Annotated in this window: 11 protein-coding genes; 7 read left to right on the plus strand and 4 right to left on the minus strand. The window is 63.5% G+C overall.

Translation table 11 applies throughout. The annotated features are described in order from the left end of the window. Positions 1–110 precede the first annotated feature (110 nt). Both V1279_RS08955 and V1279_RS08960 read left to right on the plus strand, forming a co-directional pair. Positions 111–1,958 (plus strand): acetyl-CoA hydrolase/transferase C-terminal domain-containing protein, encoded by a 1,848-nt coding sequence (locus V1279_RS08955; RefSeq protein WP_334446273.1) that lies wholly within the window; start codon positions 111–113, stop codon positions 1,956–1,958. 403 nt (positions 1,959–2,361) lie between these two features. After that, positions 2,362–3,336, plus strand: coding sequence for an IS110 family transposase (locus tag V1279_RS08960; protein ID WP_334431405.1), 975 nt, complete (start codon positions 2,362–2,364; stop codon positions 3,334–3,336). Between the two features lie 226 nt (positions 3,337–3,562). Here V1279_RS08960 and V1279_RS08965 read toward each other — a convergent pair whose 3' ends face one another. Beyond that, positions 3,563–4,342 (minus strand): enoyl-CoA hydratase, encoded by a 780-nt coding sequence (locus tag V1279_RS08965; protein WP_334434457.1) that lies wholly within the window; start codon positions 4,340–4,342, stop codon positions 3,563–3,565. A gap of 112 nt (positions 4,343–4,454) precedes the next feature. Beyond that, entirely contained in the window at positions 4,455–5,123 is a 669-nt protein-coding gene (locus V1279_RS08970) for a hypothetical protein (RefSeq protein WP_334434459.1), read from the minus strand. Between the two features lie 357 nt (positions 5,124–5,480). Between V1279_RS08970 and V1279_RS08975 the strand changes: the two genes are divergently transcribed. Beyond that, positions 5,481–6,026 carry a sigma-70 family RNA polymerase sigma factor gene (locus V1279_RS08975; RefSeq protein ID WP_334434461.1) on the plus strand — a complete coding sequence of 182 codons (546 nt, stop codon included), beginning with the start codon at positions 5,481–5,483 and terminating at the stop codon, positions 6,024–6,026. Between the two features lie 2 nt (positions 6,027–6,028). Next, entirely contained in the window at positions 6,029–6,667 is a 639-nt protein-coding gene (locus tag V1279_RS08980) for a DUF1109 domain-containing protein (RefSeq protein ID WP_334434463.1), read from the plus strand. A gap of 117 nt (positions 6,668–6,784) precedes the next feature. On the opposite strand, the gene V1279_RS08985 is transcribed toward V1279_RS08980, so the two are convergent. Together V1279_RS08985 and V1279_RS08990 are read right to left on the minus strand one after the other, a co-directional pair. Beyond that, positions 6,785–7,897, minus strand: a complete 1,113-nt coding sequence (locus V1279_RS08985) for a DUF2336 domain-containing protein (RefSeq protein WP_334434465.1) — start codon at positions 7,895–7,897, stop codon at positions 6,785–6,787. Positions 7,898–7,960: 63 nt separating this feature from the next. Beyond that, complete coding sequence (locus V1279_RS08990; protein WP_334434467.1) at positions 7,961–9,106, minus strand: GGDEF domain-containing protein; 1,146 nt, start codon at positions 9,104–9,106, stop codon at positions 7,961–7,963. 421 nt (positions 9,107–9,527) lie between these two features. Here V1279_RS08990 and V1279_RS08995 point away from each other — a divergent pair, with 421 nt between their 5' ends. The 3 genes from V1279_RS08995 to V1279_RS09005 all read left to right on the plus strand — a co-directional run bounded on the left by V1279_RS08995 (position 9,528) and on the right by V1279_RS09005 (position 12,592). Then, on the plus strand, positions 9,528–10,097 hold the full coding sequence (locus V1279_RS08995) for a sigma-70 family RNA polymerase sigma factor (RefSeq protein ID WP_212418354.1): 570 nt from the start codon (positions 9,528–9,530) through the stop codon (positions 10,095–10,097). Next, positions 10,094–10,807 (plus strand): hypothetical protein, encoded by a 714-nt coding sequence (locus tag V1279_RS09000; RefSeq protein WP_334434471.1) that lies wholly within the window; start codon positions 10,094–10,096, stop codon positions 10,805–10,807. Before V1279_RS08995 ends, V1279_RS09000 begins: the two co-directional genes overlap by 4 nt. 63 nt (positions 10,808–10,870) lie before the next feature. Then, a complete protein-coding gene (locus tag V1279_RS09005; RefSeq protein WP_442894743.1) occupies positions 10,871–12,592 on the plus strand; it encodes a S8 family serine peptidase in 1,722 nt (573 codons plus the stop codon). Positions 12,593–12,989: the final 397 nt, after the last annotated feature.

The raw sequence follows: 12,989 nt of genomic DNA on the forward strand, positions 1-12,989 counted from the left end.
GTTGCCGGTTCGTCACAGACGAAGTCCGGCGGGAGATGCGCTATAGCTTCGGCGGCTGGCGTCCGGTTCAGGGCGGTTGGCTTCGCAGCTACGCCCTGGGTCCGCTATTGATGCCAAAGCTGTTTTCCGATCCCGAAGCGATCGCGGAGGATATCATCCGCGATGTCGGAACCAACCTCGTGGTCGGCTTGCCGCTCGGGCTCGGCAAGGCCAACCATGTCGTCAACGTGCTATACGCACGCGCCGCCGCCGACCGTTCGATCAAGCTGACGTTATTTTCGGCACTGACGCTGGAAAAGCCACGGCCTTCGAGCCTGCTCGAACAACGTTTCATCAGCCCCGTGATCGATCGCCTGTTTGGTGATTATCCCGACCTGACCTATGCGAATGCACTGCATGCCGGAGAACTGCCGCCCAACGTCAAGGTGATCGAGTTTTTCTTCCTGGCCGGCAAATGGCTGCAGGTGCCGTTCGCGCAGCAGCATTACATCTCCGCAAACTATACCCATGCTGCATCGTATTTGCTGGCGCGCGGGCTCAATGTCGTCACGCCATTGGTGGCCAAGCGCGTAGTCGATGGCGTGACCCGTTACAGTCTGAGCTGCAACACCGACACAGCGCTTGATCTGCTGCGTGCCCGCGCCGAGGGGCGCGCATCGTTCAAAGTGTTCGCACAAGTCAATTCAGAACTGCCGTTCATGCCGGGTGCGGGCGATCTGCCGGGGAACGAATTTTCCGCCGTGCTCGATAGCCCCGCGACGGATTTCCCGCTGTTCGCCCCGCCGGCCGAGCCAGTCAGCGACACCAAATACGCGATCGGGCTTCACGCCGCAGGCCTCGTACCTGATGGCGGCACGCTGCAGATCGGCATCGGGCAAGTCGGCGATGCGCTGGCGCAGGGGCTGATCGTCCGTCATCGGGACAGTGCGCAGTTCCGCGCCATCATGAAGCGGCTCGCGCCCGGCGTGGAGCCAGTGGAGAGCGCGCCGTTCGCGAAGGGGCTGTATGGGGTCAGCGAAATGCTGATCGAGGCGTTTCTCAGCCTGATCGAGGCCGATATTCTCAAGCGCGAGGTCGACGGCGTCGTGCTGCACGGCGCATTTTTCCTCGGGCCGAAATCGTTCTATCGCGCGTTGCGCGAGATGCCGCCCGAGCAACTCGCGCGCATCCAGATGATGCCGGTATCGTTCACCAACGAGCTCTATGGCGACGAGGATGCCAAGCGCCGCGCGCGCATCGATGCCCGCTTCGTCAACAACGCGATGATGGCGACGCTGATGGGGGCGGCGGTCTCCGACGGCCTCGACGATGGCCAGGTCGTCAGCGGCGTCGGAGGCCAGTACAACTTCGTCGCGCAGGCGTTCGCGCTTCAAGGCGCACGCTCGGTCCTCACGCTGGAAGCGACGCGGCAGGCGGGCAGGAAGACGCACTCCAACATCCGCTGGAACTACGGTCACGAGACCATCCCGCGGCATCTGCGCGACGTCTTTGTTACCGAATACGGTGTTGCCGATGTCAGGGGCAAATCGGACGCCGAGACCATTGCGGCGATGCTCGCGGTCACGGATTCCCGTTTCCAGGACGAGCTTACGAAGATCGCCAAGGACGCCGGCAAGCTGCCGAAGGCATTTGAAATTCCGCGCGCGCATCGCGAGAATTTTCCGGAACGGGTGGCGGAGGCTTTGAAGCCCGCGCGCGAGACCGGGCTGCTGCCGTCGTTTCCGTTCGGCAGCGACTTTACCGAGATCGAGCAGCGGCTGATCCCGGCGCTGCAGTTGCTGCGGGAAGCGCAGCGGACGCCGCTGCTTCTGCCCGGATTGCTGTGGCAGGGGATGACGCAGCCGCCGGATGCCGCTGGCCTCGAATGCCTGGCGCGGCTGGGCCTCGATCGTCCGACGACGTTTGCGGAGCGTGGTTATCGCGCGCTGGTCAATGCGGCGCTGCAGAGGGCGAAGTAGCACCGGCGCCGTAGGGTAGGCAAAGCGAAGCGTGCCCACCATCGGAGTAGTCAAACCCTCATGGTGAGGAGCGCGTAGCGCGTCTCGAACCATGTGGCCCCGCTAATGCCATTCATCCTTCGAGACGCCGCTGCGCGGCTCCTCAGGATGAGGTCTCACACATTGCAGGTGGGCACGCGCCTTTGCCCACCCTTGTATTAGCGCACCAGATTATACTTGCGTCGTTCCGTGAGGAATGGCCCAGCCTGGGTGGCCACCCGGGCTGGGCCGCCGATCGATCGGATCGATGCCCACCGAAGCCTTGAGGGCTGTCTGTCGTAGCAAGATCGCGGTCGGCACTTCATCGGGACCCGGATGGTTGAACGAACTTTAGGTTCGCATTCACAAGGGAGGGTCGACGAAGATGGCTAAGCGTATCACAGTCTGTGCCGGGATCGATACCGGCAAACGGAAGCTCGACGTGGCAATCGATGGCAACTGCGAGCAGTTGCAGGTCGAGAACACGGCGGAAGGTCACAAGGTGCTATTGGAGTGGCTGCGGCGCCACAAGGTCAAGCGCATTGGGATCGAGGCGAGCGGCGGCTATGAACAAGCGGTCGTCGTCGAGTTGCGACGCAAGCGGTTTGTCGTGGTGGTGTTTCAGCCGGCGCAGGTGCGTGCCTACGCCAAGTTCCACTTGCAGCGAGCCAAGAACGACAAGATCGATGCCGCGCTGATCGCGGCCTGCACTGCTGCGGTCAAGAAGATCCATCCCGCCCCCGATCCCCGGCTGCAGCCTTTTGCCGAACACCTGACGTTGATCGAGCAGATCGGCGAGGATATTAAACTGTACAAGAACCGGCTCGAGACCTGCCGAGATCCGCGTATCCAGAAGGTCTGGAAGGAAGAGATCGCCCGCCTGGCCAAGCGGGCGAGGGTCGAACTCAAGGCTCTGGTGGCCGCGATCCGCGAGCATCGCGACCTCGCCCAGCGGCTCGACCTGATCTACAGCGTCGGCGGCGCCGGGCTGCCGACCGCAGTCGCGATCCTGGTGCGCATGCCCGAGATCGGCCAGCTCAGCCGCGAGCAAGCCGCAGCCCTCGCCGGGCTCGCGCCCTATGACGATGACAGCGGCGAGCAAGTCGGCGCTCGTCACATCGACGGCGGGCGCAAGAGGCTGCGCCGGGCGCTCTATACCGCCGCGCTGCCGGCATCCTTTCGCTGGAACCCGCAGCTTATCGCTCTTTACAAGCGGCTGAAGGCCGCCGGAAAAGAACACAAGCGCTGCCTCATCGCCTGCGCCAGGAAGCTGCTCATCTTCGTCAACACCGTCGTGGCCCGCGGCACGCTGTGGCAAGATGAACCGCCTCCAACCGCCGTAATCGCCCGGACCGGATGAATTCGGTTTCTTGGTTCGACCGCAGCACCGTTTCTTCGTCCCGACCTGCCGCTCCGACGACGTCGCGCGCAGACGCCGTCAAGGATGGCCGTCGCTCTGCTCCCTCCACCGCCACGCTGTCGTCAGGCCACGCCTTGACGGCGGTGAGCACGGCGTCAGCCTCACCGGCGATCGGGTGAAGCTTTAATGGTTGCTACGATTCTTGCTTCGCTCGCTATAGCGAATGTCACCTGTTCTTGTTCACCGGCTTGCGCTTCTCGATGAACGCCGCCATCCCTTCGGAGCGGTCTTCCAGCGCAAAGGTCGAGTGGAACAGGTTGCGCTCGACATTCATGCCTTCCGACAGCGGCGTCTCGAATGCGCGGTTGATGGCTTCCTTGGCCATGGCCGCAGCGGGATGCGACATCGAGGCGATCTTTTCGGCCGCCGAGAGCGCCTCTTCCATCAACTTGTCCGCCGGCACGACGCGGCTGACGAGGCCGGAGCGCTCGGCTTCCGCCGCATCCATCATGCGGCCGGTGAGGCACAGATCCATCGCCTTGGATTTGCCGATCGCGCGCGTCAGCCGCTGGGTGCCGCCGATGCCCGGGATGGTGCCGAGCGTGATTTCGGGCTGGCCGAACTTCGCGGTGTCCGAGGCGATGATGATGTCGCACATCATGGCGAGCTCGCAGCCGCCGCCGAGCGCATAACCGCTGACGGCCGCGATCGTCGGTTTCCGGCAGGTGGCGACGCGGTCGCCGCCGATCGCGGTGAAATCGCTGGAGAACATGTCGATGAAGCTTTTCGGCTGCATCTCCTTGATGTCGGCGCCGGCGGCGAACGCTTTTTCGCTGCCGGTGAGCAGGATGCAGCCGATCTTGTCGTCGGCCTCGAGATCGTCGACGGCTGCCGCGATCTCGCGAAACACGCCGAACGACAGCGCGTTGAGCATTTTCGGCCGGTTCAGCGTGATGATGCCGACCGCGCCCTTGCTCTCGACAATGATGTATTCGAACGTCGCCATGATCCACCCCGGGGTATCCCAATCTGCGCGCAATGTGCCCGCTGCCGGGGTGGGCTTCAAGTGGCGGGAACGGACCCCGGACGTGGGGATGCCGCATCCTGAACGCCGACAGCTACGCCATGAACATGCGCGCGGCAGACGCCATCGTCAGCAGGGCCCCGAAGGCGATAAAGATCTTTCCGATCAGCGAGGTCTTGTCCAGCGTGGAACTATCGCTAGTCACGGCCTGACCGGGGCTCTCCGCTGCCGGTTTGGCCGAAGCCATCGCAACCGTCTGCGTGGAGGGGGCCTCCTGCAACGCACGATCGACGTCGTTGAGCTGGTCGGGGGCAACCACGGCGGCATCGGCCGGTGCCTCCGCGTCAGCTGGCTTGTCCGCCGCCGCCTGCAGGACTGTGCTGGCTTTCTCCGACATCGCCGCCGACATGGCCTTGGCGCTATCGGGGGCCGCATCGGTCGAAGTCATTTGTGCATTGGCGTTGGCGAGCCACTCGGGCATCATCGCGGGTGGGGGACTGCCACTCGCATCAGCGACCTGCTTTTCGTCAGCTTTCTTGCTCTCGGTGGATTTCGTTGCCGCGTGGGTGGATTTGCGATGGGCGGAGCGTTTCTTCAGGTAGCGCGAACCGGTCGTGGCGGACTTGCCGGATGTCGCGCTCTCCGGTTTCGAGACCTCGGCGCTATCCGCACTGGCGGCTATCGCCGGCAGTGGTCCTGCGAAACCTACCAAAAGCCCCGCCGCTAAAATCAATGCCGATCCCGCGCTGGCTTTGATCGTCATGTGGAATCTCCCCATTTGGCCGCCGCCCAGCCCCGAAAAAAGACCCCGCGCCGTGTCCACAGCGCGGCAAAAACAGGGAATCTTCGGGCAACACCGGGCAAAAGCTGGGCAATGGTGTTGCAGCGGACATGTACCGGCGGGCATTTTTGCCGATGCGGGCTCCCTCGGGAGAGCTGCGCGGGGTGCGAGCCTGCGTAATCAATGTTATGAGCCTGCCGTCCGCGCAGCCGGCCGTTCCGATTCCCGACCAGGGGGTGCCCGGCCGGTTGCGCTGGGATTTCCGATCACGACTTCGTGATCGGATCGTCCTGACGTAACAAATTGAAAGATCGACCGAATTGCAGGGTAGGAGCGCTCTTGCGCGAACGGGATGACGAATGGACCGGCCTGATGCGGTCGGCCATTGCAGGCGACAGTGCGGCGTATCATCGCCTGCTCAGGGCCGTCACGCCGGTGCTCCGGGCCGCGGCGCGCCGTGGTCTGGCGCGGGCAGGGCAACCGGTCGATCAATCCGAGGACATCGTGCAGGACATTTTGCTGGCGGTCCATCTGAAGCGGCACACCTGGGACGTCACCGCCCCGTTTGCCCCATGGCTGTTTGCGATCGCCCGCAACAAGCTGATCGATGCGTTGCGCCGCCGCGGCCGGCGCATTTTCATCGACATTGACGATTTCGCCGAAACGCTTCCGGGCGAAACGCCGACCGAGACCGCCTCGGCGAGCGAGGTTGCCGCCCAGCTTCAGACGCTGCCGGCGCGGCAGCGCGACGTGTTGCAGTCGATCGCGGTCGACAGCGCCTCGATCAAGGATACGGCCGCGAAATTTTCGATGAGCGAGGGTGCGGTGCGGGTGGCGCTGCACCGGGGGCTGGCCAGCCTGACGGCGAAGTTACGGGAACAATGAGAATGGATACCGATCGTCTCATTCGAACGCTGGCGGCCGACAACGAGCACCGTGCGCGCCCGGTGGGATACGCGCTGATGCTCGCGCTGCTGGCCGCCGCGCCGGTCTCGCTGCTGATGTTCTTTACCGAACTCGGCGTCAGGCCCGACGTGATGGTTGCGATGCGCAACCCGTTCTTCGACCTGAAATTCGCGGTAACGCTGGCGCTGGCGATTGCAGCGATTGCCGTCAGCCTGCATCTGTCGCGACCCGAAGCCTCGCTGCGCGGATTTGGCTGGCTGCTGCTGGCGCCGGTGGGAATTTTGACCGCTGGGATCGGCGGCGAAATGATGATGCCGCAACGATTGCCGATGATGACGCGGCTGGTCGGCAAGAATTCGTGGGTCTGTCTGACGGCGATTCCGCTGATGTCGCTGCCGATCCTGGCCGGCGCGCTGCTCGGATTGCGTCACGGTGCCCCGTCGCGGCCTGCATTGGCGGGCGCTATCGCCGGACTGTTGTCGGCGGGATTGGCGGCAACGCTCTATGCCTCGCATTGCACGGACGATTCACCGCTATTCGTGGCGGCCTGGTACACGATCGCGACCGCACTGGTGACCGCGATCGGCGCGCTCGCTGGAGCGAAGCTGCTGAAGTATTGACGATTCGCGGCACCATCCCGTAGCCCGGATGGAGCGAAGCGAAATCCGGGACTCTTTTGCAAGCGGATAGGGACCCGGATTGCGCTGCGCTCCATCCGGGCTACGGAAGCACAGTACTCACGCGACAGGCGCATTCTGCTGCATGCGGTGGAAGCGCAGCACCTGCTGCGCCGTCGACGGCCGCAACCGCTCGTAGGTGTCCTTGCAGGTGGCAAGATCGGCCGGCTCCGCGCCGGACAGTTCGTCGCGCATCTTGATGATGGTTCTGACCGTCGACCACGATAAACCTGCGACCTTCGCCAAAATCATCACGCCTTCGGCACGGCTTTCGATCATCATGTTCTCGGCGATCGCCACCGGCACGTTGGCGAGCGCTGCGATCGAGGCGTTGGCCTCGTCGAATTTCCCGGCCGCCGCAAACGACGCCACCTCGGATTCATCGAGCCGGCCGTCCTCGTACAGCGACTTGACCAGCGCGTGCGCGATCGCGGTGTTCCTGGTGATCGTCGAGGTCGCCGAGCGCGCGCGCCGCGTTGCTTCCTTGACCACGGTCGGCACCTCGGCCGCCTGCTGCGGGTTAGCGGCCTCCAGCCGCTGCCGCACCGTGTCGGAGGCTTTGGCGAGCAATTTCAGGTAGAGATGCCGCGGTACTGACGGACGCAGGCCGATGCAGGTCGTGAGACTGTCGTCGCCTTCGGCGCGGCTGACGAGGCGGGTAAAGCCGCGCTCGGTGAACTCCGCGCCCGGATTGTTCACGGTTGACTGGATCACCTCATCGTTGCCGCGCTGGACCAGCACGTCGGTGACCGCACCGCTCAGGGTCCTGCGGGTCGAAATCGCCATCAAATGCGCCTGGCTCTTGCTGCGCGCATTCTCGATCAGGGTCTTGTCGTCGAGCCGCATCGATTGCGACAGCACCGGACCTGCCACCTCGATGACATCATCGAAAGCAAGCGCGCGGATGGTGAGCGGCGGGGCGGTGTCGATCGGGGCGAGCCGGTTGGCCAGCAGCATTTTGGCCGAGGCTTCGATGTGGTCGATCAGGCACTGGAAGACATCGTCGAACAGCCCGACCTGCTCGTCCGAAAAGTCCACCGCGCCGTTGATGAAGAGATCGGTTACCCGGCGCAGGGTCTCGACCCGGCGAGCGACGGTTCCGTGCGCAAGCGTGGACTGCAGCTCATCGAGCAGACTTCCGGGAGAGGGAGACGTGGCGGCTTTCGAAATCATGACTCTGTCCTGGAGCAAAAACCGGCAGCGGATTCTCCGCGGCCGGAACTGAAATATGTCGGATCAGGCGCTGGTAATGCGGTTGCGTCCCTGCGCCTTGGCTGCATAAAGCGCGCTGTCGGCGCGCGCGAGAAATGTGTCTGACGTCTCGTTCGGATTCAGCGTTGCAACACCTGCCGACATCGTCACCTTCATGCCGGGCGAGAACGCGCTCCAGTCGAGATCGGCAATAATGGTACGCAACCGGTCGAGCGCCCGCATCGCCTGGCCGGCGTCCATGTCGGGCAGCACCAGCAGGAATTCCTCGCCGCCATAGCGGCCGAACCGGTCGACGCTGCGGATGTTGGCGAACATCGTGATCGAGAACGTCCGCAGCACCTCGTCGCCGGTTGGATGGCCGTAGGCGTCGTTGATGCGCTTGAACCAGTCGAGGTCGATCAGCGCGATGGAGCAGGGCGATCCGCTGCGGGTCGCGCGGGCGATCTCCTCCTCCAGCATTCGCATGATGCAGCGCCGGTTGGATGCTCCCGTCAATTCGTCGAGTTCGGCAAGTTCCTCGATCCGCTTGTACGCCGCTTTCAGTTCGAAGCTGCGGTCGTAAAGCATCTTGCGCATGGAGCTGCCATACAGTCCCACGAAGGCGCATTGTCCGATGGTGAGGACAAAGGAAAGCATGGCCGCGACGCGTTCGGTTTGGGTGGTAATCGGCAGGCCGATCGGGGTGCTGCTAAAGAGGAAGATCGGCGCCATGCCGATCATGGTGAGCGTCCAGGTGATGATCGCCTGCCGGGAGGTCATTCGCAGCGCGCCGAACCCGAATATGAGAAATACCACGCTCAGGAAGGCAAATCCGATCTGCGGCGCCGCCAGCAGAAAGCAGAGCTGGAGTGCGACGTGGCCGGCGACCTGGAAGATCGTGAGATAGTGGTCCTCGAACCGGTCGTTGAAGTGCGCTTCCGACAACACGACAAAGACCGAGACCAGTCCGACGCCGGAAAGGAAATAGGCCGACGGAATGATGATCGGGACGGTGCCGGCGTAGCAATAGACCAGCAAGACCGACGTGATGAGCGCGTAGCTGACGCCTTGCACGGCCAGCATCTGGCGGCGCTGGCCGGACCGGCGCTTCAATACTTCCAGCGGCAGTCGGACCGGCGCGGCCGTACTGTGGGAGCCTTGCCCCTGAAGCAATGAAGCCGCGCTGTTCATGTCCCGTCGCTATTGGAGTGTGCCGGACGAAACTTTAGGGAATAAAGCCTTTAGGTTTGGTATCTTTTGAAGCCGAGTCGGGTCCGTTAAAACCCTGCCATTGCACTGTTTCGCAACGGAAATCTGCCGGATTCCGATAGTCGGAACCCGCTTGAGCGGGAACGGTCGGGCGTGAAGCAGGTGCTGCCCTGCCGGCGAAGCCTTGCTAAGGTCCTGGGCGTGGCCCGTCTTTAGGAAAGTGTTTCCGTATTATGGTACCAATATTTGGGTTCAGCTCGTTCTTGCCGGGAATATGGCTTGGTAATGTCCGTCTGTGCGGTAGATCACATATGCAATCCGGACATTGCCGTAATGTGAAGAATCTCACCTTTCACATCGAACCGCCGGCCTCTCCCGTCAGACCAACTTTGCGAGACGGCCATTGAACGCGGCACAGGCGGCTTCAGACGAAATTCTGATCGCTCGGATCGCTCAAGGCGACCGGCTCGCCATGCAGGTGCTTTACGGAAGGCACCATGTCAGGGTGTTCCGTTTCGGGCTTCGGCTCGTACGGGATGAACAGATTGCGGAAGACCTCATCAGCGAGGTTTTTCTCGATGTATGGCGTCAGGCTGGCAAGTTCGAAGGCCGATCCGCCGTTACCACCTGGCTCTTGGCGATTACGCGGTTCAAGGCCCTTTCGGCACTTCGGCGCCGCAAGGACGTTGGACTGGACGATGAGACCGCAAACGCGATCGAGGACACGTCCGACGATCCGGAAGTGGTGGTGCAGAAGAAGGATACGGGTGAAGCGTTGCGCAAGTGCCTGACGGCGCTTTCGCCAGAGCATCGGGAGATCGTCGATCTCGTCTACTACCACGAGAAGTCCGTGGAAGAGGTGGCCGAAATCGTCGGTATTCCGGAGAACACCGTCAAGACGCGCCTGTTTTATGCGCGCAAGAAATTGGCCGAGTTGCTGAAGGCAGCCGGCATAGAGCGAGGTTGGCCATGATGGCGGCGAGCAGAAAAATGCTGGATCACGAGCCCGGCGAAATCGAGATGCTGTTGCCGTTCCATGCGGCCGGCACCTTGAGCACGCGCGATGCACGCCGCGTCGAGGACGCGCTCGCCAGCGATCCCGAGCTTGCCCGGCAATACGCAGTCATCCGCGAAGAATATGCCGAGACGATCAGCCTCAACGAGAGCCTGGGTGCGCCGTCCGCGCGCGCCATGGCGAAGCTGTTTGCCGCGATCGACGGAGAGCCCGTGCGCAAGCCATCGCTTTCGGTAAGCCTGTCCGCCCGGGTATCGGAATTTTTCGCAAGGCTGTCGCCGCGTACGCTGGCCTGGTCGGCAAGCCTCGGCGCCGTGGCGTTGCTGTTGCAGGCCGGCTTGATCGGCGCCGTGCTGATGAAGAACCAGACCGCTTCGTTCCAGACCGCCTCGCTGAGCCTGAACGAACCGTCGGCGGCGCCCATTACGCGCGATCTCGCAGGCAGCGTCGCGCCGACGCGTGCGCTGGTGCGGTTTGCGCCGGAAGCCCGGATCGCCGACATCACCGCGCTGCTCGACAACTACCAGGCCTCGATCGTCGACGGCGCCAAGGGCGGCATGTTCCGGCTCCAGTTCGGCAACAAGGCCATGAGCAAGGACGAAGCTGCTGGCCTGATCGGCAGGCTGCAGCGCGAGAAGATCGTCAGCCTTGCGGTGGCAACGCCTTAAGACGCTGCCGGCGCGCCCCGGGAAGGCCGAGGTCCCATGGTTCACGATGGCCCGAATTGGCTGATGAAGACGCGCCGCGCGGCATTGATTTTGTCGGCGGTGTCTCTGCCATTGATGGCCTTCGCAGCCTCGGCGGTTCATGCGCAGGGCATCATGCGCACGCCCAATCTCAATGTCGGGGCGCGAACGCCTACCATCAATCCGACGGTAACGCCGCGGATCAATCCGACCATCGCGGCCCGGCCGAGCGTGAGCGCCGATAGGGTGGCGCGGACGCCGCCATCCCGGGTCGGCGTCATCGGCTCGACCCTGCGAGTCCGCCCGGGCGCCGGCGTGCCGTCGACGCTGCCCCATGCGCGGTTTTCGCCCAATCTCTATCCGGCCTGCCAGAATGCGTTTCGCGGTCCTGACGGCGAATGCTTCGATCGTCCGGTCATGTCGGCCGGCGGCGGCAACGGCGGCTCGTCCAAAAAGGGCAGTGGCGCATCGCGCAGCAACAACGCGCAAGCCGCGGTCAATCTGCGCGCGGTCCGCAACGAACTCGTCGCCGAAATCGACGGCGCGTTGTCCACCGCCGAGGCCGACGAACTGGCGCGGCGTCATGGCCTGGAGCGCATCGCGTCGCAGAGTTTCCCGCTGCTCGGCGGCACAATCGGCCTGTTCCGCATCATCGATAACCGGTCGGTGGACGCGGTGCGCCGCGAACTCGCGGCCGACGGCAGCGTGCGTTCGGTGCAGCTCAATTTCCGCCATTTCCTGCAGGATCAGAAGAGGGCCCCGATCGAGGGCGACGCCGCGCAATATGCGGTCGCCCAGCTTCGGTTGCCGCAGGCCCATGCGCTCGTCCGCGGCATGAACGTCACCATCGCGGTGATCGATTCAGGTGTCGACGTCAAACATCCCGAACTCGTCAATTCGGTCGCCGACAGTTTCGACGCGCTCGGCAGCAAGGAAGGTCCGCATGTCCACGGCACCGGCATTGCCGGCGCGATCGTCGCGCATGCCAAACTGATGGGTAGCGCGCCGGAGGCGAGGTTGCTTGCGATCCGCGCATTCGGCGCGGGATCGAAGGGCGCGGAGAGCACGTCCTATGTGATCCTGAGGGGATTGGACTACGCGGCCGAGCATGGCGCGCAGATCATCAACATGAGCTTTGCTGGCCCGAAGGATCCGCTGATCGAACGGGGGATCGCCGCCACCGCAGCCCGTGGCATCCTGATGGTGGCTGCGGCCGGCAATGCCGGAGCCAAATCGCCGCCGCTCTATCCCGCCGCCAATCCGAACGTCATTGCAGTGAGCGGAACCGACGCGCAGCAAAAGTTGTTTGTGGCGTCGAACCGGGGCAACCACATCGCGATATCAGCGCCGGGCGCGGATATCTTCCTGCCGGCACCGGATGAAAAATATCAGATCACGTCGGGCACCTCGTTCTCCGCCGCCTATGTCAGTGGCGTTGCGGCGCTGTTGCTGGAGCGCAATCCTGCGTTGAAGCCTTCCGATGTTCGCGCGATCCTGACGAAGACCGCCCGCGATCTCGGCGCCCCCGGCCGCGACGATCAGTTCGGAGCAGGCGAGGCCGACGCCTTTGCCGCGGTCACCGCGGCGGCCGCCGCGCCGGCGGTTCCGCTTGCCTCGGTTTCCGGCAAGCCTGCGGGAGAAAAAACGCCGGCGCTCGACCCGCCTGCCGATAACGCTTCCGTGAGCCGGGCGCTGAATGACTCCCAGCCATCGATGGCGGCGGACAAATCGGCCGCAAACGCCGCAAAACAGCCTGCTGCACAGTGATTTTCCGGCGGTCGTCCCGAACACCAGGTTAAAAAAAATCGCCCGGCGTTTTGAACGTCCGGCGAGGGTGCTGCGACTTATCTATGTGGGAGCGGTAATCCCTCCCCATCGGCTGTATTCGGCGCGAGCGCCCATCCACCCCAAGCGCCCCATATGGCTTGACCCGTCCGGTTGTCCCCCCGGACGGGTCTTTCATTTTCGGAAACAGGTTTTTTGGAAGAAGCCGCGTCGCGTGGATTTGCCGACCGCGGACTTTCCGTTCGGCTGCGTGACGCGCGATATTTCCTCGTGTCTTCCCAAACGAAATTATCGAGGCGCTTCGCAACGCGGCCATGCTGCCGTGCAGCTTGACGGTGAACAGAGCTGACAACTCCGTATTTGTCCGGGTTTCTTCGAT

Source organism: Bradyrhizobium sp. AZCC 1610 (assembly GCF_036924515.1).
Lineage (GTDB): Bacteria > Pseudomonadota > Alphaproteobacteria > Rhizobiales > Xanthobacteraceae > Bradyrhizobium.

Excerpts from the sequence above, each read along its gene's own strand:
- V1279_RS08955 (WP_334446273.1), top strand. The coding sequence starts at position 111 with ATGCCAAAGCTGTTTTCCGATCCCGAAGCGATCGCGGAGGATATCATC.
- V1279_RS08960 (WP_334431405.1), top strand. The coding sequence starts at position 2,362 with ATGGCTAAGCGTATCACAGTCTGTGCCGGGATCGATACCGGCAAACGG.
- V1279_RS08965 (WP_334434457.1), bottom strand. The coding sequence starts at position 4,342 with ATGGCGACGTTCGAATACATCATTGTCGAGAGCAAGGGCGCGGTCGGC.
- V1279_RS08970 (WP_334434459.1), bottom strand. The coding sequence starts at position 5,123 with ATGACGATCAAAGCCAGCGCGGGATCGGCATTGATTTTAGCGGCGGGG.
- V1279_RS08980 (WP_334434463.1), top strand. The coding sequence starts at position 6,029 with ATGGATACCGATCGTCTCATTCGAACGCTGGCGGCCGACAACGAGCAC.
- V1279_RS08985 (WP_334434465.1), bottom strand. The coding sequence starts at position 7,897 with ATGATTTCGAAAGCCGCCACGTCTCCCTCTCCCGGAAGTCTGCTCGAT.
- V1279_RS08990 (WP_334434467.1), bottom strand. The coding sequence starts at position 9,106 with ATGAACAGCGCGGCTTCATTGCTTCAGGGGCAAGGCTCCCACAGTACG.
- V1279_RS09000 (WP_334434471.1), top strand. The coding sequence starts at position 10,094 with ATGATGGCGGCGAGCAGAAAAATGCTGGATCACGAGCCCGGCGAAATC.
- V1279_RS09005 (WP_442894743.1), top strand. The coding sequence starts at position 10,871 with ATGAAGACGCGCCGCGCGGCATTGATTTTGTCGGCGGTGTCTCTGCCA.